The organism is Nocardioides sp. P86, from assembly GCF_023712465.1.
Taxonomy (GTDB): domain Bacteria; phylum Actinomycetota; class Actinomycetes; order Propionibacteriales; family Nocardioidaceae; genus Nocardioides; species Nocardioides kribbensis.
Genome location: NZ_JAMAYE010000001.1, coordinates 862,847 through 886,045, shown reverse-complemented (window position 1 = coordinate 886,045; position 23,199 = coordinate 862,847). Strand labels below are relative to the sequence as shown.

The 23,199-nt window shown below is 74.2% G+C and carries 24 protein-coding genes; 7 read left to right on the top strand and 17 right to left on the bottom strand.

Going from position 1 to position 23,199, the window contains the following annotated elements; translation table 11 throughout:
* Positions 1-25 precede the first annotated feature (25 nt).
* Both M3673_RS04040 and M3673_RS04035 read left to right on the top strand, forming a co-directional pair.
* Positions 26-712 (top strand): DUF1707 domain-containing protein, encoded by a 687-nt coding sequence (locus tag M3673_RS04040; RefSeq protein WP_251531818.1) that lies wholly within the window; start codon positions 26-28, stop codon positions 710-712.
* 99 nt (positions 713-811) lie between these two features.
* Entirely contained in the window at positions 812-1,894 is a 1,083-nt protein-coding gene (locus M3673_RS04035; protein WP_193662186.1) for an ABC transporter ATP-binding protein, read from the top strand.
* 78 nt (positions 1,895-1,972) lie between these two features.
* On the opposite strand, the gene M3673_RS04030 is transcribed toward M3673_RS04035, so the two are convergent.
* The 5 genes from M3673_RS04030 to M3673_RS04010 all read right to left on the bottom strand — a co-directional run bounded on the left by M3673_RS04030 (position 1,973) and on the right by M3673_RS04010 (position 7,451).
* The gene (locus tag M3673_RS04030) at positions 1,973-3,178 is read right to left on the bottom strand and encodes an ABC transporter ATP-binding protein (RefSeq protein WP_193662185.1); all 1,206 of its coding nucleotides are present in this window, start codon (positions 3,176-3,178) and stop codon (positions 1,973-1,975) included.
* A 7-nt stretch (positions 3,179-3,185) separates the two neighbouring features.
* Positions 3,186-4,019, bottom strand: a complete 834-nt coding sequence (locus M3673_RS04025) for a carbohydrate ABC transporter permease (protein ID WP_056862863.1) — start codon at positions 4,017-4,019, stop codon at positions 3,186-3,188.
* A 5-nt stretch (positions 4,020-4,024) separates the two neighbouring features.
* Positions 4,025-4,999: a carbohydrate ABC transporter permease gene (locus tag M3673_RS19545; protein ID WP_235557664.1), complete on the bottom strand. Its 975-nt coding sequence runs from the start codon at positions 4,997-4,999 to the stop codon at positions 4,025-4,027.
* The gene (locus M3673_RS04015; RefSeq protein WP_193662184.1) at positions 4,996-6,372 is read right to left on the bottom strand and encodes an extracellular solute-binding protein; all 1,377 of its coding nucleotides are present in this window, start codon (positions 6,370-6,372) and stop codon (positions 4,996-4,998) included. The genes M3673_RS19545 and M3673_RS04015 overlap by 4 nt, the downstream gene beginning before the upstream one ends.
* Before the next feature lie 128 nt (positions 6,373-6,500).
* Entirely contained in the window at positions 6,501-7,451 is a 951-nt protein-coding gene (locus M3673_RS04010) for an alpha/beta fold hydrolase (protein WP_251531817.1), read from the bottom strand.
* Between the two features lie 97 nt (positions 7,452-7,548).
* On the opposite strand from M3673_RS04010, the gene M3673_RS04005 reads away from it, so the two are divergent.
* A complete protein-coding gene (locus M3673_RS04005) occupies positions 7,549-8,403 on the top strand; it encodes an alpha/beta hydrolase (protein ID WP_251531816.1) in 855 nt (284 codons plus the stop codon).
* A 120-nt stretch (positions 8,404-8,523) separates the two neighbouring features.
* Here the strand turns inward: M3673_RS04005 and glpX are convergent, their stop codons facing one another.
* The 6 genes from glpX to M3673_RS03975 form a co-directional block, all read right to left on the bottom strand.
* Positions 8,524-9,561 (bottom strand): class II fructose-bisphosphatase, encoded by a 1,038-nt coding sequence (gene glpX / locus M3673_RS04000; protein ID WP_193662182.1) that lies wholly within the window; start codon positions 9,559-9,561, stop codon positions 8,524-8,526.
* Complete coding sequence (locus M3673_RS03995) at positions 9,558-10,607, bottom strand: ABC transporter ATP-binding protein (protein ID WP_251531814.1); 1,050 nt, start codon at positions 10,605-10,607, stop codon at positions 9,558-9,560. Before M3673_RS03995 ends, glpX begins: the two co-directional genes overlap by 4 nt.
* Positions 10,589-11,416 (bottom strand): molybdate ABC transporter permease subunit, encoded by an 828-nt coding sequence (modB, locus tag M3673_RS03990; RefSeq protein ID WP_251531813.1) that lies wholly within the window; start codon positions 11,414-11,416, stop codon positions 10,589-10,591. Before modB ends, M3673_RS03995 begins: the two co-directional genes overlap by 19 nt.
* Positions 11,413-12,234: a molybdate ABC transporter substrate-binding protein gene (gene modA / locus M3673_RS03985; RefSeq protein WP_251531808.1), complete on the bottom strand. Its 822-nt coding sequence runs from the start codon at positions 12,232-12,234 to the stop codon at positions 11,413-11,415. Before modA ends, modB begins: the two co-directional genes overlap by 4 nt.
* A gap of 130 nt (positions 12,235-12,364) precedes the next feature.
* The gene (locus M3673_RS03980) at positions 12,365-12,781 is read right to left on the bottom strand and encodes a molybdopterin-binding protein (RefSeq protein WP_374108173.1); all 417 of its coding nucleotides are present in this window, start codon (positions 12,779-12,781) and stop codon (positions 12,365-12,367) included.
* Positions 12,782-13,130: 349 nt separating this feature from the next.
* Positions 13,131-14,462 (bottom strand): SLC13 family permease, encoded by a 1,332-nt coding sequence (locus M3673_RS03975; protein WP_251531799.1) that lies wholly within the window; start codon positions 14,460-14,462, stop codon positions 13,131-13,133.
* 59 nt (positions 14,463-14,521) lie between these two features.
* Between M3673_RS03975 and M3673_RS03970 the strand changes: the two genes are divergently transcribed.
* Positions 14,522-15,202 (top strand): DUF4245 family protein, encoded by a 681-nt coding sequence (locus tag M3673_RS03970; protein ID WP_251531798.1) that lies wholly within the window; start codon positions 14,522-14,524, stop codon positions 15,200-15,202.
* 37 nt (positions 15,203-15,239) lie between these two features.
* Here the strand turns inward: M3673_RS03970 and M3673_RS03965 are convergent, their stop codons facing one another.
* Positions 15,240-15,458 carry an exodeoxyribonuclease VII small subunit gene (locus tag M3673_RS03965; RefSeq protein WP_056862222.1) on the bottom strand — a complete coding sequence of 73 codons (219 nt, stop codon included), beginning with the start codon at positions 15,456-15,458 and terminating at the stop codon, positions 15,240-15,242.
* On the bottom strand, positions 15,451-16,716 hold the full coding sequence (gene xseA, locus M3673_RS03960) for an exodeoxyribonuclease VII large subunit (RefSeq protein WP_251531797.1): 1,266 nt from the start codon (positions 16,714-16,716) through the stop codon (positions 15,451-15,453). Before xseA ends, M3673_RS03965 begins: the two co-directional genes overlap by 8 nt.
* A gap of 149 nt (positions 16,717-16,865) precedes the next feature.
* Between xseA and M3673_RS03955 the strand changes: the two genes are divergently transcribed.
* Both M3673_RS03955 and M3673_RS03950 read left to right on the top strand, forming a co-directional pair.
* Positions 16,866-17,870, top strand: a complete 1,005-nt coding sequence (locus tag M3673_RS03955; RefSeq protein WP_056904715.1) for a 4-hydroxy-3-methylbut-2-enyl diphosphate reductase — start codon at positions 16,866-16,868, stop codon at positions 17,868-17,870.
* Positions 17,871-17,910: 40 nt separating this feature from the next.
* Positions 17,911-18,927, top strand: a complete 1,017-nt coding sequence (locus tag M3673_RS03950; protein ID WP_251531790.1) for a phosphotransferase — start codon at positions 17,911-17,913, stop codon at positions 18,925-18,927.
* Position 18,928: 1 nt separating this feature from the next.
* Here M3673_RS03950 and M3673_RS03945 read toward each other — a convergent pair whose 3' ends face one another.
* A complete protein-coding gene (locus M3673_RS03945) occupies positions 18,929-19,411 on the bottom strand; it encodes a GtrA family protein (RefSeq protein ID WP_251531788.1) in 483 nt (160 codons plus the stop codon).
* Positions 19,412-19,437: 26 nt separating this feature from the next.
* Positions 19,438-20,493, bottom strand: a complete 1,056-nt coding sequence (locus tag M3673_RS03940) for a glycosyltransferase family 2 protein (RefSeq protein ID WP_251531786.1) — start codon at positions 20,491-20,493, stop codon at positions 19,438-19,440.
* Between the two features lie 146 nt (positions 20,494-20,639).
* Between M3673_RS03940 and M3673_RS03935 the strand changes: the two genes are divergently transcribed.
* Positions 20,640-21,260, top strand: a complete 621-nt coding sequence (locus tag M3673_RS03935) for an L-threonylcarbamoyladenylate synthase (protein WP_056862227.1) — start codon at positions 20,640-20,642, stop codon at positions 21,258-21,260.
* On the opposite strand, the gene M3673_RS03930 is transcribed toward M3673_RS03935, so the two are convergent.
* Both M3673_RS03930 and M3673_RS03925 read right to left on the bottom strand, forming a co-directional pair.
* Positions 21,220-21,729: a DUF6542 domain-containing protein gene (locus M3673_RS03930; RefSeq protein WP_156697677.1), complete on the bottom strand. Its 510-nt coding sequence runs from the start codon at positions 21,727-21,729 to the stop codon at positions 21,220-21,222. The genes M3673_RS03935 and M3673_RS03930 overlap by 41 nt on opposite strands.
* Positions 21,730-21,774: 45 nt before the next feature.
* Positions 21,775-22,851 (bottom strand): DNA recombination protein RmuC, encoded by a 1,077-nt coding sequence (locus tag M3673_RS03925; RefSeq protein WP_251531784.1) that lies wholly within the window; start codon positions 22,849-22,851, stop codon positions 21,775-21,777.
* Between the last annotated feature and the right edge of the window lie 348 nt (positions 22,852-23,199).

The window sequence follows — 23,199 nt, the reverse complement described above, 5'->3', positions numbered from 1 at the left end:
GCCCGGCCCGCCTAGGCTGGGGCGCATGGATCCCCGTCCCGACCAGGACCCGATGCTGCTGCGGATCTCCGACGCCGAGCGCCACCAGGTGGCCGAGCACCTGCGCCGGGCGGCGGGCGAGGGACGGCTCGACCTCGAGGAGCTCGACGAGCGACTGGAGGCGACCTACGCCGCCAAGACCTACGCCGACCTGGTGCCCCTGCTGGCCGACCTCCCCGGCCACGGCGGGCTCCCCGTGCTCCCGCCCGCGGCCCCGCGCCCGCCGGCCCACCCGGACCCGGCGTACCCGGCCGCCTCCCAGCCCGCAGCGCTGCCCGGCGCGCTGCCCGCGCCGAGCACGAGCAGCGCGGTGCTCAGCGGGTGCGACCGGCGGGGCGCCTGGCTGGTGGGCCCCACCCACACCGCGTTCGCGCTGATGGGCGGGGTCACCCTCGACCTGCGGCAGGCACAGTTCGCCACCCGCGAGGTCGTCGTCAACGCCAGCGCGATCATGGGCTCGGTCGACCTCACCGTCAACGCCGGCACCCGGGTCGTGGTGGAGGGCACCGGGATCATGGGCAGCTTCGAGGAGGGCCGGGCCAGGACCGAGCCCGACCTGCGCGCGGACTCCCCGGTGGTCCGCGTGCGCGGACTCGCGCTCATGGGGGCGGTCACGGTGGTGCGCAAGCCGATGCCCGGCGAGCCCCGGCGCCGACTGGGCCGCCGGCCGTGAGCACTGCTCGCGCAACCGCTTGCCCTGCTCTAGGGTGACCCGAGTCACTTCACAACGGATCGTCCGGCACGTACCTGCCGGTGAAGGGAGCTGGTCATCATGGCCTCAGTGACGTTCGAGAAGGCACAGCGCTGGTACCCCGGGGCGGACAAGCCCGCGGTGCCCGGCATCGATCTGGAGGTGCGCGACGGGGAGTTCATGGTCCTCGTCGGCCCGTCGGGGTGCGGCAAGTCCACCACCCTCCGCATGCTCGCCGGGCTGGAGGAGGTCAACTCCGGCACCATCCGCATCGGCGACCGCGACATCACCACGATGCCGCCCAAGGACCGCGACATCGCGATGGTGTTCCAGAACTACGCGCTCTACCCCCACATGACCGTGGCCGAGAACATGGGCTTCGCGCTCAAGATGGCCAAGGTCCCCACCGCCGAGCGCGACAAGCGCGTCAAGGAGGCCGCCGCCATCCTCGGCCTCGAGGAGTACCTCGAGCGCAAGCCCAAGGCGCTCTCCGGCGGACAGCGCCAGCGCGTGGCCATGGGCCGTGCGATCGTGCGCCAGCCGCAGGTCTTCTGCATGGACGAGCCGCTGTCGAACCTCGACGCCAAGATGCGCGTGCAGACCCGCACCGACATCGCCCGGCTGCAGGCCGACCTCGGCGTCACGACCGTCTACGTCACCCACGACCAGGTCGAGGCCATGACCATGGGCGACCGGGTCGCGGTGATGAAGGACGGCTACATCCAGCAGGTCGACACGCCCCTGGCGCTCTACGACCGGCCCGCCAACCTCTTCGTCGCCGGCTTCATCGGCTCCCCGCAGATGAACCTGCTGGAGGCCACCGCGGTCGAGGGCAAGGCGCAGATCGGCGACTACCAGGTGCCGGTCGACCCGACCGCCGCCCAGGTCATGCGCGGCAACGTCACGGTCGGCGTGCGCCCCGAGTCGTGGCGCATCGTCGGCGAGGGCGAGGGCGGCCTGCCCGTGCGGGTGACGGTCGTCGAGGAGCTCGGCGCCGACGCCTTCGTCTACGGCACCAGCGGGGTGGAGGGCACGCCCAACAACATCATCGTGCGCGTCAACGGCCGCGACCACGTGCACAAGGGCGAGACGATCCACGTCACGACCGACCCCCAGCACGTGCACGTCTTCGACACCGACACCGGGGAGCGGCTCTCCGCCTGAGCCGCAGGCCCCCGACGTACGACGAGACCGGCGCGTCCCCCACGGGGGGCGCGCCGGTCTCGCGTCGTGCGGGTCGGCTCAGCCCGGGGTGGGCTCGAGGGCCCGGGCGGGCACCTCGCCGGCGTGGTCGTGGTCGATGGTGAGGTTCTCACCCGTGCTCGGGTCGAAGAGGTGCATCTTGGAGGTGTCGACCCAGATCTCGGCCTCGTCGCCCTCCGCGATCCGGCTGGAGCCGTCGAGCCCGACCACCAGCTGGGTGCGCAGCGACTCCCCGTCGAGGTCGCGCTCGAGCTGCTGCAGCTGCTGCTGCACCTCCGGCGGGGCCTCGAAGGGGATGTAGGCGTAGGCCTCGTTGCCCAGCCACTCCACGACCTCGACGGTCGCGCGGAAGGTGGAGCCCTCGCGCCCGGAGTCGACCACGGAGGCGTCCTCGAAGGCCTCGGGGCGGATGCCCGCGATGAGCAGGCCCTTGCCGGCGACCCGCTCGGCCTTCTCGGCCGAGATCTGCACGCTGCCGAAGGGCAGCGTGACGGTGGTGCCGTCGACCTCGGCGGGCAGGAAGTTCATCGGCGGGGAGCCGATGAAGCCGGCCACGAAGAGGTTGCACGGGTTGCCGTAGAGCTCGCGCGGGCTCGCCAGCTGCTGGAGCAGGCCGCGCTTGAGCACCGCGACGCGGTCGCCCAGGGTCATCGCCTCGGTCTGGTCGTGGGTGACGTAGACGGTGGTGATGCCCAGCTTCTTCTGCAGCCGCGCGATCTCGCTGCGCATCTGCCCGCGCAGCTTGGCGTCGAGGTTCGACAGCGGCTCGTCGAAGAGGAAGGCGTCGGCGTCGCGCACGATCGCGCGCCCCATCGCCACCCGCTGGCGCTGGCCGCCCGAGAGGTTGGCCGGCTTGCGCTCGAGGTGCTCGTCGAGCTCGAGGGTCTTCGAGGCCTCGCGCACCTTGGCGTCGACCTCCTCGTCCTTGGCCCCGGCCAGGCGCAGCGGGAACGCGATGTTCTCGTAGACGCTGAGGTGGGGGTAGAGGGCGTAGTTCTGGAAGACCATGGCCAGGTTGCGGTCGCGGGGGGCCAGGTCGTTGACCCGCTTCTCGCCGATGACCATGTCGCCGGAGGTGATGTCCTCCAGGCCGACGATCATCCGCAGCAGCGTCGACTTCCCGCAGCCCGAGGGGCCCACGAGGATGACGAACTCCCCGTCGGCGATGTCGATCGACACGTCGTTCACGGCCGGGAAGCCGTCGCCGTACTTCTTGACGATGTTCTTCATCTGGATGGAAGCCACGACGAGGTCACCCCTTCACCGCGCCGGACGTCAGCCCGGCCACGATCTTGCGCTGGAAAATCAGGACGATGATGACGATCGGGATCGTCGCGATGACGGCTCCCGCGGCCAGCAGCGAGGCCGGCCGGTTGAACGGGTCGGCGCCGACGAAGAAGGACAGCGACGCCGGGATGGGCCGGGCCGCCTCCGTCGAGGTCAGGGTGATGCCGAAGACGAAGTCGTTCCACGCGAAGAAGAACGTCAGGATCGCCGCGGTGAAGACCCCGGGCGCCGCGAGCGGCACGATCACCTTGCGGAAGGCCTGCCACGACGTGGCGCCGTCGACCTGGGCCGCCTGCTCCATCTCCCACGGGATCTCGCGGAAGAAGGCCGACAGGGTCCAGATCGCCAGCGGCAGCGTGAAGGACATGTAGGGGATGATCAGCCCGGGCCAGGTGTCGTAGAGCCCGATCGCGCGCCACATGTCGAACAGCGGGCTGACCAGCGAGACCACCGGGAACATCGCGATGGCCAGCGCCGTGGTCAGCACCAGCTTCTTGCCGCGGAACTCCAGGCGCGCGATGGCGTAGGCGGCCAGCGTCGCCAGGATCACCGACAGCGTGGTCGAGATCAGGCTGATGCCCAGGGAGTTGACGATCGCGCGACGGAACTGGTCGTTGCCCCAGGCGTCGCGGTAGTTGTCGAGGCCGGCGAACGCGCCGTCGGCCGGGAAGAAGCCCGGGCTGCCGTTGGTGACCGCGACGGCGTCCTTGAAGGACAGCGAGACGATCCACACCACCGGCAGCAGGCACCACACCAGGATCAGGCCGACGCCGACCACGAGTCCGATCTTCTGCTTCATGCCGCTCACCCCTCTCCTCGTGCCTTGGCCAGGTCGACCCGGAACAGCTTGACGATCAGGAAGGCCACCAGCAGCACCGAGAGGAACAGCAGCACCGACAGGGCCGAGCCCATGCCGAGCTGGAACTGCTCGATGGTCTGGCGGTAGACCAGGAACGAGATCGACTCGGTGCCCACGGCACCGCTGGTCATGACGAAGATGTTGTCGAAGATCCGGTAGGCGTCGAGGGCCCGGAAGAGCACTGCGACCATGATCGCCGCACGCATGTTGGGCAGGATCACCCGCCACAGCCGCTGCCACCAGGTGGCCCCGTCGACCTTGGCCGCCTCGATCATGTCGTCGCTGACCTGGGCCAGGCCCGCCAGCAGCAGCAGCGACATGAAGGGCGTGGTCTTCCAGATCTCCGAGACCATGATCGCGATGACCGCGGGCGTGGTCTCGCCGAACCAGTTGAAGGAGTCGCTGATCCCCGGCAGCCAGCCGTTGATGAAGCCGTTCTGGTAGGTGAACGCGAACTGCCAGGCGAAGCCGGAGACCACGGTGATGATGCCGTAGGGGATCAGGATCGAGGTCCGGATGATGCCGCGGGCGAAGACCACGCGGTGCATGACCATCGCGAAGGCGAAGCCGATCACCAGCTCGATGGCGACCGTGACCACCATGTAGAGCACGGTCACGCCGATGTCGCGCCAGAACAGCCCGTCGGTCAGGGCCGTGACGTAGTTGTCGATCCCGATGAACGCACGGTCCTCGGGAGAGGTCAGCGAGTAGGTGTAGAACGACAGGTAGAGCGCGCGCAGGATCGGGAACGCCGTGACCAGCAGCATGATGACCACGGCCGGGGCGACCAGCCGCTGGCCGAGGCGCTGCTCGTGACGGGCCCGGTCGGAGAGCTCCGGGCGCTTGTCCTTGCGCCGGTCGCGACGGTTGTCGGTGGCCTCGCGCTCCTCGCCCCGGGCCGGGGGCGCCACGGCGCTCACAGCAGGGCCTCCGAGCGCAGGACCTCACGCAGGTAGTCCGCCGACTCGGCGGGCGTGGTGTCGGGGTCGACCTCGGTGGGCGAGTGCCAGGAGGCTTGGATCGCACCCGAGATCAGGTTGTAGTAGGCGCTCTTGGGTCGCGGGGCGCCGGCCTCGAGGCTCTCCTGGAAGAGGCTCAGCAGGCTGGGGTCGAAGGCGTCGACGAGCTCCTGGGCGTCGTAGACCGACTGCCGCGAGGGCATCAGGCCGTCGGTGACGGCCAGCTGCTGCTGGGCCTCGGGGGAGGACACGCACTGCGCGGCCTCGAAGGCCCAGTCCTTGTTCTCGGTGAACTCCCCGACCGCGATGTCGATGCCGCCGACCGGGGGCCGGGACTCCTCACCCTCGACGGTCTGGGGGTAGCGCGCCCATCCCAGGTCGTCGAACTGCTCCTGGGTGAAGGCGCCGCCCTCGGTGGGCTCGTAGTTCTTGTAGACGAAGGTCCAGTTGGTCATGAACTCACCCGGCCCGTCGAACATGAAGGGCAGGCTGGTGCCCTCGCGGGAGACCGACAGGTCGGGCTGGGCGGCGCCCGACTCGGCGAGCTCCTGCACGACGGTGGCGGCGGCCCGGCCGGCCTCGGAGTCGATGTCGACCTGGGCCTCGCTGCCGGCCTCGGTGTCGGAGACGATGTCGCCCCCGGCGCCGGCGACCAGCGAGTTGATCCACACCATGTAGGCCTCGTAGCGGTCGGCCTGCACGCCGACGGTGCCGCCCTGGTCGGCGGCGGCCTCGATGACCTGCGACCAGGTGACCGGCCGGCTCATGTCGAGGCCGGCGGCCTCGGCCAGCGACTTGCGGTACCAGAGCACCTGGGTGTTGGCCCACTGCGGCGCGGCGTAGACGCCGTCGTCCCAGCGCACGGTCTCGGCGGGGCCGGAGAGCACGTCGTCGTCGACGACCTGCGAGGCCAGCTCCTCGGGCCACTCCGCGATCCACCCGGCGTTGGCGAACTCCGGCACGAAGACCGGGTCGAGGCTCATCAGGTCGGTCTCGGAGTCGGAGGCCGCGAGGCGCCGGGCCAGCTGCGTGCGCTGGTCGGTGGCGCCGGTGGGCAGCAGCTGGATCTCGATGTCGTAGTCGTCGGTGCTGCAGTCGGCGGCGAGCTGGGTGAGCGTGGCCTGGCCGTCGGGGTTGATGTACCAGTTCAGCACCGGCTTGCCGTCGCTGCCGCAGGCGGCCAGCAGGCTCGAGGCCAGCGCCAGGCCGGCCAGGCCCGCGATCGTGCGGCGCGGCCGGCGGGCCGCACGGGGGAGCCGGGATCGGTGCGGGGGCGCGGGGAGGGGAGTGTCACCGCCCCCCGCGCTGGTGGAGGGTGGGGCGCTTCGATGCATGGGGGAGCCTCTCCGGTCCGGGGTGGACCCACACGTCTAGTCCTCCCCGGAGCGGATGTCCACCCCTTCCACCGCGAGGGGTGAGCGGGCACCGGTGGCCCCGGCGGGCCAGGCCGCGTCGGGTCGGGTCAGGCCGGCCGGGCGCGGTCCGCCGTACGCCGGATCGCGGCGACGAAGGTCTCGAAGAGGGCGGGGGGCATGTCGTGGCCCATGCCGTCGACCAGCAGCAGCTCCGCGCCGGGCAGGGCGCGGGCGGTGGCGCGGCCGCCGGAGACGTGGACCATCTTGTCGGCCAGGCCGTGCACGACGACCGCGGGCGCCGTCACCGCGCGCAGGCGGGGGGCACGGTCGGGCTGGGTGAGGATGGCGAGCATCTGGCGCATCACGCCGTGGGCGCTGACGCCCCGGTCGAAGGTCTCCTCGGCGCGGGCGCGGCGCTCCTCCTCGGTCTGCGGGTAGGCGGGGGAGCCGATGAGCTGCCACATCTTCTCGCTGGAGCGCACGTAGGCCTCGCGGCCGGCGCCGGCCCGGGCGATCAGCGCCGGCAGGAGGGAGGGGTGCTGCCAGCCGACCGTGCGCTTGCCGGTGGTCGACATGATGCTGGCCACCGACCTGACCCGGGAGGGCTCGGCGATCGCGACGGTCTGCACGATCATGCCGCCCATCGAGACCCCGGCCAGGTGGGCCGACTGCACCCCGAGGTGGTCGAGCAGCGCGACGGCGTCGCCGGCCAGGTCGGCCATGGAGTAGGGAGCGCGCACCTTGGTGCCGGCGAAGGCCCGCACCAGGGCGGTGCGCCCGACCCGCCCGGGCATCCGGCTGGAGCGGCCGGTGTCGCGGTTGTCGTAGCGAACGACGTAGAAGCCCCGGCGCGCGAGCATGCGGCACAGCTCGGCGTCCCACCAGGTCATCGGGCCGCCGAGGCCCATCACGAGCAGCAGCGGCTCGTCGTCGGGGTCGCCGAAGGTCTGGTAGCACAGCTCGAGGTCGGGGCGCACCGGAGCGAGGAGCTCCTCGGAGACGGCCACGTCGTGGGCGTCGTCGGTGCGGTCGTCCTGCTGGGGCGTCCGGGAGGCCATGGCCCCAGTGAACCGCATGGGCCATACCGCCCCCCGAACGGACCCGATGGGGTGAGTGGGGTCACATACCGGCGTTACGTGGGCGTAACGTCGGAGCATGAACGACGCGACCCCCGGCTCGCTGGACCCCCTCGGCTCCTTCCTGCTGCCCGACGGCTTCCGCCGCCCGCCCCTGGTGGCGATGCTGCGCGAGGGCCGCGTGGTCGGGGAGGCCGGGCGCCACGTCGTGCGGTCGGTGGGCGAGCGGCGCGAGCGCCTGGGCCGGCCCTACGCCACGCGGGCGGGGGGCCGCGACGCCGACCCGGTGCTGCTCGTGCCCGGCTTCATGGCCGGCGACGGGTCGCTGCAGTGGATGCGCTCCTCGCTGCGCCACCAGGGCTTCCGCACCTACCGCTCGATGATCCACGTCAACATCGGCTGCACCCTGGCCGCGGCGACCCGTCTCGAGGCGCGCCTGGAGTCGATCGCCATCCGTCGCGAGAGCCGCGTGCAGATCGTCGGGCACAGCCTCGGCGGCATGCTGGCGCGCGGCGTCGCCGTACGCCGCCCCGACCTGGTGTCGGGCATCGTCACCATGGGCAGCCCGATGCTGGCGCCCGGCGCCCACCACCGCGCGCTGAGCGCCGGCGTCGAGACCCTCGTGCGGCTCAGCCGCGCCGGCGTGCCCGGGCTGATGTCGGAGGAGTGCGTGGCCGGGGCCTGCGCGCGGGAGAGCTTCGAGGAGAGCCGCTCGCCGATGCCCGCGGGCGTGGGCTTCACCGCGATCTACTCCCGCCGCGACGGGGTCGTGGACTGGCAGGCCTGCGTCGACCCCGAGGCGCACGCCGTCGAGGTGCGCGCCTCCCACCTCGGCATGGCCGTCGACCCGCGCGTGGCCGCCGAGGTCGGCGCCGCCCTGCACCGCCACCGCGCCGGTGCCGCCGGCGAGCTGCAGGCGGCCGAGATCGCCTGAGACCTCCGCCGCGGGCGGGCCGAGGGGCGCACGGGCCGGCCGCGGGTGGGCTGCGGGTGGGACGTCATGCGGAGGGTGGAGGCGCACCCACGTCCCGCATGACGTCCGCAGCCGCAGGGCTCAGCCGCCGAAGTCGATGGAGGAGAAGGCGCTCAGCTTCTGCAGCCGGTGCTCGGCGGTGATGGTGCGCACGGTGCCGCTGCGCGAGCGCATCACCAGCGACTCGGTGGTGGCGCCACCGGCGCGGTAGCGCACGCCGCGCATGAGGTCGCCGTCGGTGATGCCGGTGGCCACGAAGAAGCAGTCGTCGCCGGTGACCAGGTCGTCGGTCGACAGCACGCGGTCGAGGTCGTGGCCGGCGTCGAGGGCGCGCTGGCGCTCGTCGTCGTCGGTGGGCCACAGCCGGCCCTGGATGACGCCGCCCATGCACTTGAGCGCGGTGGCGGCGATGATGCCCTCGGGCGTGCCGCCGATGCCGAGCAGCAGGTCGACGCCGCTGTCGGGGCGGGCCGCGGAGATCGCGCCCGCGACGTCGCCGTCGACGATGAACTTGATCCGGGCGCCGGTGGCGCGGATCTGCTCGGCCAGGTCGGCGTGGCGCGGACGGTCGAGGAGCACGACGGTGACGTCGGAGGGGCTGGCGCCCTTGGCCTTGGCCACGGCGCGGATGTTCTCCGAGACGGGGTTGCGGATGTCGACGACGTCGGCGGCCTCGGGGCCGGCGACCAGCTTCTCCATGTAGAAGACCGCGGAGGGGTCGTACATCGAGCCGCGCGGCGAGACCGCGAGCACGGCCACGGCGTTGCTCATGCCCTTGGCGGTCAGCGTGGTGCCGTCGATGGGGTCGACGGCGACGTCGCACTCCGGGCCGGTGCCGTCGCCCACGGACTCGCCGTTGTAGAGCATGGGGGCGTTGTCCTTCTCGCCCTCGCCGATGACGACGGTGCCGTTCATGCCGATGGTCGAGATCATGACGCGCATCGCGTTGACCGCGACCTCGTCGGCGCCGTTCTTGTCACCCCGCCCCACCCAGCGTCCGGCGGCCATCGCGGCCGCCTCCGTCACGCGCACCAGCTCGAGGGCCAGGTTGCGGTCGGGCGACATCGGGGCGACCCGGAGGGCCTCCGGCTCGGCGGGGTGCGGCGTGGGGCGGGTCATGGGCGCATGCTAGCGGTCCGGGGATAGGTCCTGACCGACGTCTCCTTCACCGTCAGCCAGACCTCGCGGCCCGGGTCGAGCCCGAGCTCGACCGCGGCCTCGGGCGTCACGTCGGCGATCAGCTCCTGCGCGCCGTCGGTGCGCGCGAGCAGGCGTACGGCGTCACCGTGCGGCACCACGCTGAGCACCGAGGCCCGCCACCGGTTGCGCGCCGACCCCTCGGGCGCGCGCAGCGAGACCGTGACGGCGCTGGGCGGGAAGGACCGGTTGGTGTCGGCGTCGGCGACCACGTTGAGCCCGACCAGGCGAGCGACGTGGTCGGTGAGCGGGTGGGCGGCCACGTCGCGGGGGGTGCCGGTCTGCGCGACGCGGCCCCCGTCGAGCACCAGCACCTCGTCGGCGAGGGTTAGCGCGTCGAGGGCGTGGTGGGTGACCAGCAGCGCCACCCCCGCGAAGTCGGCGAGGTGGCGGGCCAGCTCGATGCGCAGCGCGGTGGCCACGCCGACGTCGAGGCCGGAGAAGGGCTCGTCGAGCAGCAGCAGCTCGGGCTCGGTGGCCAGGGCCCGCGCGATCGCGACCCGCTGCGCCTGGCCCCCCGAGAGCTGGCGGGGCCGGCGCGCGGCGACCTCGCCGACCCCGAGCCGGTCGAGCCACTCCTGCGCGCGGGCCCGCGCGGGGGTGCGGGCCCGGCCGCGGGCGCGCAGGCCGAAGGCGACGTTCTCCAGCGCGCTGAGGTGGGGGAAGAGCGACTGGTCCTGGAAGACCAGCCCGACGCGCCGGTGGCGCACGGCCAGCGGCGGGGCGGTCCAGCTGCGCCCGCCGACCTCGACCTCGCCCGCCATCGCGGTCGTGCCGGCGAGGGCGCCGAGCAGGGTGGACTTGCCGGCGCCGTTGGGCCCGATGACCGCGACCACCGACCCCGCGGCGGCGGTGACCTCGGCGTCGAGACGGCCGGGCACCCTGACCCGGGCGTGGAGGCCCGGCCCGGTGGCCCTGCCGGGCCCGCTCAGGGCCTCCTCGGAGCCGGTCACGAGGTGGTCAGCCATCGGTTGCGCAGGCCGGCGAGCACGCCGACGGAGACCAGCAGCAGGATCATGCTCAGCGTGCGGGCCACGGCGGGGTCGGCCTGGAGCTGGGTGTAGATCAGCGACGGCATGGTCTGGGTGGTGCCGGGGAAGTTGCCGGCGAAGGTGATGGTGGCGCCGAACTCGCCCAGCGAGCGGGCCCAGGCCAGCACGGCGCCGGCCACCACGCCCGGCATCGCCAGCGGCAGGGTCACCCGGCGGAAGGCGTGCCAGCGGGTCGCGCCCAGGGTGGCCGCGACGACGTCGTACCGCTCGCCGGCCGTGCGCAGCGCGCCCTCCACGCTCAGCACGTAGAAGGGCATGGCCACGAAGGTGTGGGCGATGACCACGGCGGTCGTGGTGAAGGGCACGGTGAGGCCGGTGGTCTCGCGCAGCAGCGAGCCCACGACGCCGTTGCGGCCCAGCGCGGTCACGAGCGCGACGCCGGCCACGACCGGGGGCAGCACGAGCGGCACGGCCACCGCCGCGCGCAGCACCGAGCGGCCGGCGAAGTCGACCCGCGCCAGCAGCCACGCCAGGGGGGTGCCCAGCACGAGGCAGGCGAGCACGGTGACCGCGGAGGTCAGCGCGGTGATCCGCAGCGCCGCGAGCACCGGCGCCGAGCCGAGCTGGTCGAGGAAGTCGCCCCAGGGGGTGTCGAGCACGAGGGTCACGAGGGGCACGACGAGCAGCGCCGCGGCCATCGCGCCGGGCACGACGAGCACCAGCGGCGGTCGGCCGAGGTGGGAGCCGGAGCGCGTGGTCGCCCCCGCGTCGGGGGGTGGGGTCACGGCTGCCCGAAGCCGGCGTCGGCCAGCACCTGCTGGCCGGCCTCGGAGAGCACCAGGTCGACGAACTCCTGGGCGAGTTCCGGGTCGCCGGCCTGGTCGAGCGGGGCGATGGGGTAGTCGGTGACCTGGTCCTCGGCGCCCGGAACCTCGAAGGTCTCGACCTGGTCGCCGGCCGCGACCGCGTCGGTCTCGTAGACGAAGCCGGCGTCGGCCTCGTCGCCGGTGACCTTGGCCAGCACCGCCTTGACGTCGACCTCGAGGCTGGCCGGCTGGGAGGTCACCCCCTCCTCGGAGGCGATGGCCGCCCAGATCGCACCGCACGGGGCGGTGTCGACGCACACGACGTAGGTGGCGTCGCCGTCGGCGACGTCCTCGAAGCCCGACAGGTCGGCCGGGTTGCCGGCCGGCACCGCCATGACCAGGGTGTTGGTGGCGAAGACCTGCGGGTCGGCGGCCAGCACGTCGGCGGCGGTGTCCATGGTGCGGGAGTCGGCGGTGGCGAGGACGTCGGCCGGAGCGCCCTCGACGGCCTGCCCGGCGAGGGTGGCGGAGGAGTCGAAGGCCAGCTCCACCTCGACGCCCTCGTGGTCGGCCTCGAACTGCTCGGCCAGGGTCGTGAAGGTCTCGGTGAGCGAGGCGGCGGCCAGCACGGTGATCGTGGTGTCGCCCGCGCCGTCACCCGCGCCCCCGGTGTCGCCGCTGCCGTCGGCGTCGTCGCCGCAGGCGGCCAGGGGGAGGACGAGCGCGACCGCGGCGGCCGTCGCGGCGAGGCGGCGGCTGGTGCGGGTGGGGGTGCGGCGGGGGGCGGTGCTGCTCATGTCTCGCTCCTGGTCTGCGGCGGCTGCGTGGTGGTGCGGGGTGGTGCGGTGGGCTGGGGCGGGCTCTGCGGCGGGGTCTTGCGGCGGGATCTGCGGTGGGATCTGCGGTGGGGGTGCGGCCCGACCGACCTCAGGTGGGCCGCTCGACGACGACGTTGGTGGACTTCACCGAGGCGATGGCGCGCACGCCGCGCTCGAGGCCGAGCTCCTCGGCGGCCTCGGCGCTCATCAGCGACACCAGCCGGTAGGGCCCGCAGACGAGGTCGACCTGCGCCATGACGGTGTCCTTCCTGACGCGGGTGACGATGCCCACGAGGCGGTTGCGCGCGCTCACCGCCGAGGCGCGGGTGCGCTCGCGGTCGGGCTCGTCGACCAGGGTCTCGGCCAGGCCGGCCAGGTCGGCGCCGGCGATGACCGCCGGCCCGTCGGGTCGCATCGCCGCCACCCGGCCCGAGTCGACCCACCGGCGCAGCGTGTCGTCGCTGACCCCGAGCAGCTCGGCGGCCTCGGCGATCCGGTACGTCGTCACGCCCGCATCATGCCTCATCCGCGGCGGATCTGTCCCCCACATGCCCGCGTCGGCGGACGAAACCCGGATCCTGAGCCGCTTCTGCGGTGACTGACTGCGGCGGCGGGTTTCACCGGTCGGCTGGCGATACCCGCACCTGTCGGCCCACGCGTCGGCCGACAAGTGCGGGTCTGGGCCGACAGGTGCTCGGTGCGGCGGCGGCGTACGACGGCGGGTTTCGCCGGTCGGCTGGTGATACCCGCACCTGTCGGCCCACGCGTCGGCCGACAGGTGCGGGTCCGGGCCGACAGGTGCCGCGAGGCGGCGGTCACGCGGGGCCGCGCCAGGTCGGCTCGGGTCGGGTCGGCTCGGGTCGGGTCGGCTGGGGTCAGGTCAGGGCGAGGGCGGTGACCGCGGCGAGGAGCACGACCGGGGTGGTGGTCAGCGACCACGCGTGGAAGGTGCGCATCGACGGTGCGGCCGTGCTGTGGCCCAGGCCGCGGCGCCAGAGCAGGTTGGCCAGCGAGCCGGTGTAGGTGAGCCCGGAGCCGATGTTGAGTCCCAGCAGGGCGGCGAGCACGGCGTCGGTGCCGAGGGGGGCCACGAGCGGCACGACCAGCAGCGTCGCGCTGAGGTTGGTCACGAGGTTGGCCAGCACCGTGGCGACGAGCGCGACGACCAGCAGGTCGGTCCACGACGGCGCGCCGGAGGGCGCGGGGAGCAGGCGCCCGACCGCGTCGCCGAGCGGGCCGGTGGTCAGGGTCGCCACGACGACGCCGAGACCGAGCACGAAGAGCGCGAACGACGGGTGGGTGGCGCGCGCCGCCTCGGGCCACGTCAGCAGCCCGCGGCGGGCGGCCCAGCCCATCAGCACCACCGCGGCCACCGCGGCCACCCAGCCCGGCTCGACGCCCAGCGGGGAGCCGACCGCGAAGCCCGCGAGCATGAGCGTCACGACGACCAGCGGCACGCGCTCCCAGGGCGGCGCGACCGCGGCCACGCCGCCGTCCTCGTCCGCACCGGCCTCGCCGACCGCGCCCGCCCGGGGCCCGCCGACCGCGCCCGCCCCGGAGGCCGTGGCCGGGCTCAGCTCGCGACGGAAGAGCACGCGCAGCGCGACCCACTCGACGACCAGCACCACGACGAGCACGGGGGCCATCGCGAGGGCGAAGCCGGCGAAGGTGAGGTCGAGGTCGCGCATCGCCAGCAGGTTGGTGAGGTTGGAGACCGGCAGCAGCAGCGAGGCGGAGTTGGCCATGCGCAGGCAGGCCCAGGCCACCGGCCGCGAGGACCAGCCGGCGCCGCGGGCGGCGGCCACCACGACGGGGGTGACGAGCACGACGGTGGCGTCGAGGCTGAGCACGCAGGTGACGGCCGCGGCGAGCACGAAGGCGCCGAGCAGCAGCCGGCGCGGGTCGCCGCGGTCGGTGCGGCGTACGACGGCGGCAGCGGCGGCGAAGAGCCCCGCGCGGGAGCACACCTCGGCCACGACGAGCACGGCCGCGAGGAACACCACCACCGGGGCCAGGTGGCCCAGCGTGCTGCCCACCGCGTCGAGCCCGAGCCGACCCGTGGTCAGCGCGGCCAGCCCGGCGACGACCGCCACGGCGGCCTCGACGAGCGGGCGGGGGTGGGCGTAGGCGGTGACCAGCAGCGCGAGGAGCGCGACCACGGCCACGACGTCGGCGAGGCTCCCGGCGATGGCCTCCTGGATCTGCACCCGGCGAGCATGGCAGCCCACGGGGCGTCGTCGTACCGGTGGTCTGCCAGCATGGACACGTGAGCGAGACCCCCGGCCCCCCGTCGCAGCCCGCGCCCGAGGGCCAGGCACCCGGACAGACCCCCGGCCAGGACCCCGGCCAGGGCGCCGGTCAGCCCCAGGGCAAGCCGGGTCGCTACCAGCGCACCACCGGCGGTCTCATCGGCTCGATGATCGTGCTGGTCGCGGCGGTGATCGGCATCGTGCTCTTCCGCGGCGCCTTCCGCGACACCCCGGAGTTCGAGCCGACCAGCGTCGACTACCTCAGCGAGGTCGTGCGCCCGGTGCAGGGCGCCGGCAGCGAGATCGTCTACCCCGCCGCGGTGCCCGAGGGCTGGATGGTCAACGACGTCACCTACACCCCCGGCGAGCAGCCGGTCTTCGAGCTCGCGCTGCTGACCCCCGAGGAGAGCTTCGCCGGTCTGCACGAGGAGGCCGAGGACGTCGACGACCTCGTCGAGGAGCTCGTCGACCCCGAGGCGGTCGAGGGCGAGGCGCTGGCCACCCCCGACTCCGACGTCGCCACGAGCTGGCAGACCTTCACCGACGAGGGCGGCGACACGGCCTACGTCGCGACCACCGGCAGCGGCGACGACGAGCGCACTGTGGTCGTCTACGGCTCGGCGACGCCCGAGGAGCTGCAGGAGCTGCTGGGCGAGCTCACCGTGGAGACCCTGCCCGAGCGCGGCTCGGGCGCCTGACGAGGTCTGCCGGGGCACCGGCCCCCCGGGTCGCGCCTCAGTCCTCGGAGCCCTCGCGGTCGGCGGCGACCACGGCGTCGAGGCGCTGGCGCGCGCCGTCGAGCCAGTCCTGGCAGACCCGGGCGAGGTGCTCGCCGCGCTCCCACAGGGCGAGTGACTCCTCCAGGGTCGTGCCGCCCGCCTCGAGGCGGCGCACGACCTCCACGAGCTCCTCGCGGGCGGCCTCGTAGGACGGGGTCTGCGGCTGCTCAGGCATCGGTGGGCTCCTCGAGGCGGGTGGTGCGGGTGGTGGTGGCGTGGATGCGGCCGTCGGCGACGCGCACGGAGACCTCGACGCCCGCGGCCCCGGTGGACCCGGCGCCTGCGGCGGCCAGGTCGTCGACGGAGGTGACGACGCGGCCCTCGGCGTCCTGCAGGACGGCGTAGCCGCGGCGCAGGGTCTCCAGCGGGGAGAGGGCGCGGGCGCGGGCGCGCTGGTGGCCCACGTCGTCGGCAGCGCGGTCGAGGCGGTGGCCCAGCGTGCGGCGGGCCCGCTCGAGCAGGGCGTCGAGCTCGGCGGAGCGGGCGTCGAGCAGGGTGCGGGGGTCGGCCAGCGCCGGGCGCGAGCGCAGCGCGGCGAGCCCCTCGGCCTCGCGGCGCAGCCAGGCGTCGAGGGTGGAGCGCACCCGGTCGCGGGCCCAGGCCACGCCGCGGGCCTCCTCGGCCACGTCGGGCACGATGAGCTTGGCGGCGTCGGTGGGCGTGGAGGCGCGCACGTCGGCGACCAGGTCGAGCAGCGGGGAGTCGGGCTCGTGGCCGATCGCGGAGACCACGGGGGTGCGCATCGCGTGCACCGCGCGCAGCAGGGCCTCGTCGGAGAAGGGCAGCAGGTCCTCGACCGCGCCGCCGCCGCGGGCGACGACGACCACGTCGACGTCGGCGTGGCGCTCGAGGCGGCCCAGCGCCTCGATCACCTCGCTGGCGCACCGGGGACCCTGCATCGCGGCGTAGGCCGTCTCGAACTCCACCGCCGGCCAGCGGCGACGCGCGTTGTCGACCACGTCGCGCTCGGCGGCCGAGCCGGGCGCCGTGACGAGGCCGACGCGGGTGGGCAGGAAGGGCGCGGGCCGCTTGAGCTCGGCGGCGAAGAGGCCCTCGGCGGCCAGCAGCTGGCGGCGCCGCTCGAGGCGCGCCAGCAGCTCGCCCAGGCCGACCATGCGGATCTCGCGGGCGTAGAGCGAGATCGTGCCCCGGTTGGCGTAGTAGGACGGCTTGGCGTGCACGACGACGCTCGCGCCCTCGACCAGGGGAGGGTTGAGCCCGTCGAAGAGGGTGCGCGAGCAGGTCACGGTCACCGACAGGTCGGCCACGGCGTCGCGCAGGGTCATGAAGACGGTCTGGACGCCGGGGCGACGGTTGACCTGGGCGATCTGGCCCTCGACCCAGATCGCGCCCAGCCGGTCGATCCAGCCGGCGATGGCGTTGGCGACCTGGCGCACCGGGGCCGGCGACTGCGCGGAGGTCTCCATGGCCATGCGAGGACCCTAGGCGACGGTGGGGACACCACGACGGACAGCACAGGGGACAGCACGGGGGACCGCACGGGACCCGGCCCGGGGGAGGGCGCCGACCCCGCCCGGCGGCCCGCCGGGAGGCTCCCCGCGGCCCGCCTAGGATGGGGGCCATGAGCACCGACATGGGGATGCCCCCGATCCTGTCGCCCGACGAGGCCGAGAAGGCCGTCCTGCTGGCGGCGCCGCGGGGCTACTGCGCGGGCGTCGACCGGGCGGTCGTCACCGTGGAGCAGGCGCTCGACCTCTACGGCGCCCCGGTCTACGTGCGCAAGCAGATCGTCCACAACAAGCACGTCGTGGCCGACCTCGAGGCGCGGGGCGCGATCTTCGTCGAGGAGCTGGTCGAGGTGCCCGAGGGCGCCACGGTCGTCTTCTCCGCCCACGGCGTCTCGCCCGAGGTGCACCGCCAGGCCGAGGAGCGCACCCTCAAGACCATCGACGCCACCTGCCCGCTGGTCACGAAGGTCCACCACGAGGCCAAGCGCTTCGCCGCCGACGACTACGACATCCTCCTCATCGGCCACGCCGGCCACGAGGAGGTCGAGGGCACCGCGGGCGAGGCCCCCGAGCACATCCAGCTCGTCGAGAGCCCCGCCGACGTCGCCGGCATCGTCGTGCGCGACCCCTCCCGCGTGGCCTGGCTCTCCCAGACCACGCTCTCGGTCGACGAGACCCTCGAGACGGTCGCCGCGATCCGCGAGCGCTTCCCCGAGCTGCTCGACCCGCCGAGCGACGACATCTGCTACGCCACCCAGAACCGTCAGCTCGCGGTCAAGGAGATCGCCCACGGCTGCGACCTGCTGATCGTGGTCGGCTCGGGCAACTCCTCCAACTCCGTGCGCCTGGTCGAGGTGGCCCTCGAGGCCGGCGCCAAGGCCTCCTACCGCGTCGACGACGCCTCCGAGATCGACGAGGCCTGGCTCGACGGCGTGCGCACCGTCAGCGTCACCTCCGGCGCCAGCGTGCCCGAGAGCCTGGTGCAGGGCGTCCTGGCCTACCTCGCCGAGCGCGGCTACCCCGACGCCAAGGCCGTCCACAGCGCCGAGGAGTCGCTCATCTTCTCCCTGCCCAAGGAGCTGCGCCGCGACATGAAGGCCGCGGCCCGCGCGCAGTAGGCCCCCGGACGGGACCCGGACGGCGCGGAAGGGTGCTCGGGTGAGGCTGCACGACGACGAGCTCGAGGTCGACGAGCCGCTCGTGCGCCGGCTGCTGGCGGCCCAGCACCCACACCTCGCGGACCTGCCGCTGCGGGCGCTGGGCGGCGACGGGCAGGCGTCGGGCTCCTCCAACCGGCTCTTCCGCCTCGGCGACGACCTGCTGGTGCGCCTGCCCCGTCAGCCCGGCGGGTCGCGCGCGCTGGTGACCGAGCGGCGCTGGGGACCGCTGGTCGCGGCCGCGCTGCCGCCCGGGGTCGTCGTGCCCGAGGTGGTCGCGAGCGGGCGGCCCGGGGAGGGCTACCCCGAGGCCTGGTCGGTGACGCGGTGGATCGAGGGCACCCCGCCGGCGGTGCCGGCGCTCACGCCGTACGCCGGGTCGTCGGGGCCGCTGGCGCGCGACCTGGCCGCGGTCCTGCGGGGGCTGTGGGCCGCCCCGGTGCCGGCGCAGGCCGCGGCCGACCCGGCGCTGCGGGGCTACCGCGGCGGCCGGCTGGGCGACCTCGACGAGGACCTGCGCGAGACGGCGGCCGTGTGCGCCGCCCTGCCGAGGTGGGCCGACCTCGGGCTCGACCTCGACCGCGTGCGCGTCGTCTGGCAGAGCGCGCTGGTGGCGGAGGCGGCGCTCGAGGTCGCCGGCCCGGTCGCGGAGGGCTGGCTGCACGGCGACCTGCTGGCCGAGAACCTGCTCGTGCGCGAGGGCCGCCTCGCCGCCGTGCTCGACCTCGGCGCGCTCGGGGTCGGCCGGCAGGCCGTCGACCTGGTCGTGGCGTGGGAGGTGCTCGACGCCCCCGGCCGCGCCCTGCTGCGCGAGCTGCTCGACGTCGACGAGGCGACGTGGCGGGTCGGCCAGGGCTGGGCGCTGCTGCTCGCGCTCATCACCTTCCCCTACTACGGGCGCACGATGCCCGCCCGCTGCGCCGCTCGCCGGGCGATGGCCGCCGCGGTGCTGGACGCGGTGCTGGGCACGGTGTCGGACGCGGTGGTCGACGTGGGGCCGGTGGTGGGACCCGGCTGAGTCAGGCGCGGGTGCGGCGGCGGGGCCAGACGACGAAGCGGTAGGCGCAGAAGTTGAGCACGATGACGACGCAGATCGCTCCGAGCTTGGCCAGCAGCACCGCGTCGTCGCCGAGCACGGCGAGCAGGGCGTAGATGACCAGCGGCTGCACGAGGAAGAGCACGGTGCCGGTGCTCGCCACGAAGCGCACGGCGTCGCCGAGCCGCAGCCGCTCGGCGCGGAAGGTCAGCAGGCCGTTGACCACGAAGCTGAAGGTCATGCCCGCGGCGGTGGAGACCACGTTGGCCAGCACGATGCCCAGGGTGTCGTGGAGCAGCCAGAAGAGCCCGACGTCGATGCCGGTGTTGACCGCGCCGACCGCCACGAAGCGCACCAGCGTGCTCTCGTGCAGCGTGCGCAGACGCTCGCGTCGCGACGGCCGCGTGCTCGGGGTGGCGCTCGGGGTGGCGCTCGGGGGCTCGCTCGCGGGCTCGCGCGGCGGCACGGGCTGCGGGGCCGGGTGAGAGGAGGTCAGGACACGCTCCCGTGCTGGGTCCGGAGGTCGGGCGGGGTCTGCGGCAGTGAGCGTACGCCGGAGTGCTCGCCGCGGGCGGTGAGGGCCAACGAGTAGAGCGGGCGACCCTGCACCTGGGTGTAGGTGCGCCCGACGTAGCTGCCGATGACGCCCATCATCACCAGCTGCAGCCCGGCGAGCAGGAACATCCCCACCCCGAGGAAGGCCCAGCCGGGCACCGAGTCCTCGGGGCGCAGCAGCCGCACCGAGGCGACGTAGGCCGCCATGACGACGCTGAGCGCCGAGAGCGCGAAGCCGAGCCGCGTGATCATGCGCAGCGGGGCGGTGGAGAAGCCGAGGATGCCGTTGGCGGCGAAGGCCAGCATGCGCCCCAGCGGGTAGCCGCTGGTGCCGGCGTGGCGCTCGTCGCGGTCGAAGAGCAGCGCCTCCTGGCGGAAGCCGACGTGGGCGACGATGCCGCGCAGGAAGCGGTCCTGCTCGCGGTAGCGGGCCACCTCGGCCACGACGCGGCGGTCCATGAGCCGGAAGTCGCCGACGTCGCGGGGGATGTCGACCGAGGCCAGCCGGTCGAGCACGCGGTAGAACGCCCAGGCCGTGGTGCGCTTGAAGAGGGTGTCGCGCCGCGAGCGGCGCTGGGCGTAGACGACGTCGGCCCCGTCCTCCCACAGCCCGACCATCTCGAGGCTGACCCGGGGCGGGTCCTGGAGGTCGGTGTCCATGACGATGACCGCGTCGGCGTCGCCGGCGGCGTCGAGGCCCGCGGTGACCGCGATCTGGTGCCCGCAGTTGCGAGCCAGGTCGAGCACGCCGACGCGCGGGTCGTGGCGGCGCAGCTCGAGCAGCCGGGCCAGCGACTCGTCGCGGCTGCCGTCGTTGACGTAGAGGAACTCCCAGTCGAGGTCGTCGCGGACGGCGGTCGCCTCGGTGAGCGCGGCGTGGAAGGGCGCGACGTTGTCGGCCTCGTCGTAGACCGGCAGCACGTAGGCGATCTTCGGACGCGGGGTGTCGGGGGTGCGGACGGGCAGGGCGCGGGGGCTGGTGCGGGCGGGCATGGCCGGGTCCCTTCGCAGACGGGTCGGGGCTGGGGTGGTCTGGTCCCAGTCAGCCCGGGTCACCTCTGCGTGGGCTGTGAGCCGCCCCCGGACCCGCCGTGAGTGGCGGGCGGATGCTGTGGGCCGGGGCGGCGTAGTCTCGAGCGGTGGCGAGGTACGTGGACATGCACCCGGACAACCCCCAGCCCCGGCTCCTGGCCCAGGTGGTGGAGGCGCTGCGCGACGACGCGCTGATCGCCTACCCGACCGACTCCGGCTACGCCCTGGGCGCCCAGCTGGGCAACCGCGAGGGGCGCGACCGGATCCTGCGGATCCGCGGCCTCGACGAGCGGCACCACTTCACGCTGGTGTGCCGCGACTTCTCCCAGCTGGGCCAGATGGTGCACGTCGACAACTCGGCCTTCCGCGCCATCCGCGCGGCGACTCCGGGGCCCTACACCTTCATCCTGCCGGGCACCCCCGAGGTGCCGCGGCGGCTGCTGCACCCCAAGAAGAAGACCGTCGGCGTGCGGATCCCCGACCACGTGCTGGTGCAGGCGCTGCTCGCCGAGCTCGGGGAGCCGCTGCTGAGCAGCTCGCTGATCCTGCCCGGGGAGTCCGAGCCCCGCACGAGCGGCTGGGACGTCAAGGAGGAGCTCGACCACCAGGTCGACCTGGTCATCGAGGCGGGGGAGACCCCGGCGGAGTCGACCACGGTGGTCGACTGGTCCGAGGGGGCTCCCGAGGTCATCCGGCGGGGTGCCGGGGACCCGGACCGCTTCGCCTGAGGTCGCCGCGGCCGCCCGGGCCGCCCGCGCGCTGCTCCAGCCACGCGGTGGCCCAGCCGGGGAGGGGTGCGCCGGTGCGGCGTACCTGGTTGCGCGCGGCGAGGGCCAGCAGGCACAGGGCGTAGCCCACGACGAGGGCGAGGCTGTGGTCGGCCAGCCCGGTGACGACGACCTGCACCACGCCGTCGCCGGGGTCGGCCAGCGCGCCGGGGCGGGTGGCGCCGAGCATCGCGAAGACGCCGACCATGAGCAGGGGCGGCAGGACGCCGACGGTGAAGAAGTCGCGGGGGCGCACCAGCAGGGCCAGCGCGAGGGCGAGCGCGACGAAGGCGAGGTCGAAGAGCCAGCCGATCACGGCCGCGCCGACCAGCAGCTCGACGGCGGAGGCGGTGAGCAGCACGGCCACGCCGAGCGCGACCATCTCGTGCGCGGGAGCGCGGCCTTCCTCCCACAGGGTGTGCGACGTCATCGCCTGATCACCTCACTGCCTCGGTGACGGGCCGGGAGCGACCGGTCACCACGCCACGCTAGGGCGCTCGTCGGGCTCCTCGGGGGCGGCGCGCCGGTCGACGGCGCGCAGCTCCACGGTGCGCGGCGTCGGCAGCGGGTCGTCGGTGACGCCCAGGTCGGCGAAGCGGCGGGTGGTGACGAGCACGCGTGACTCCAGCGAGCCGACCGCGGAGTTGTAGTGGCCCACCGCGGCGTTGAGGGAGCGGCCGACGTGGTCGAGGTGGCCGCCCAGGGTGGCGACCCGGGAGTGCAGGTCGCGCCCGAGGCGGTGGATCTCGGCGGCCCGCTCGGCGAGCACCTCGTGGCTCCAGCCGTGGGCCACGGTGCGCAGCAGCGCGATGAGGGTGGTCGGGGTGGCCAGCACGACCTGCCGCTCGGCGGCGTGCTCGATGAGCCCGGGGTCGGCCTCGAGCGCGGCGGCCAGGAACGACTCGGCCGGCACGAAGAGCACCACGAACTCCGGGGTCTCGGGCAGCGAGCGCCAGTAGGCCTTCGACGACAGCAGCGCCACGTGGGCCCGCAGCTGGCGGGCGTGGCGCTGGAGGTGGGCGGCGTGCTCGGTCTCGTCGTCGGTGGAGGTGGCGTCGAGGTAGGCGTCGAGCGGGACCTTCGCGTCGATGACGACGTGGCGCTCGCCGACCAGGTGCACCACCAGGTCGGGGCGTCGTGCGCCGTCGTCGAGGCGGTGCTGCTCGCTGAAGTCGCACCGGTCGACCAGGCCGGCCAGCTCGACGGCGCGGCGCAGGTGCAGCTCGCCCCAGCGCCCGCGCACCTGCGGCTTGCGCAGCGCCGTGGACAGCGATTGGGTCTCGCGGCGCAGCACGTCGGTGGAGTGGCGCACGTCGGCCACCTGCTCGCGCAGCTGGCCCTGCCACGTCGCGCGCTGGTGCTCCAGGTCGACCAGCTGGTCGCTGAGCCGGTCGAGCCCCTGCATCACCTCGGCCTGCTCCACCAGCCCCTGGCCCAGCGCGCCCACGTGCTCGGGCCGCGACCGGGCCCATAGCACCCCCAGGGCCACCCCGAGGCCCAGCCCCAGCACCAGCCCCGCCCCGAGCACCCCCAGCACCGTCGTGATCTCCATGCCCGCAGCATGCGGCACGCCACCGACAGTGGGGTGGGGGCGGGCGGGGGTGGTCGCGGGCGGTCGCGGGTTTCACCGGTCGGCTGGCGAAACCCGCACCTGTCGGCCGACGCGTGGGCCGACAGGTGCGGGTCCGGGCCGACCGGTGGGGCTGAGGTGACGGGTGGGGCTCGGCGCTCGACGTCCCCCGGGGCGCGCGGTGGGGTGCGGAAAGTGGCGGCGTACGACAGCTCCGCCGGGCCCGGGAGCGTCGTCTGCCGCCACTTCCGGCCGGAGCCTCCGGTACGGCGCCGACCGCGGCGCGTCACGCGGCGGGGGCGGTCGCGGGTTTCACCGGCCGGCTGGTGA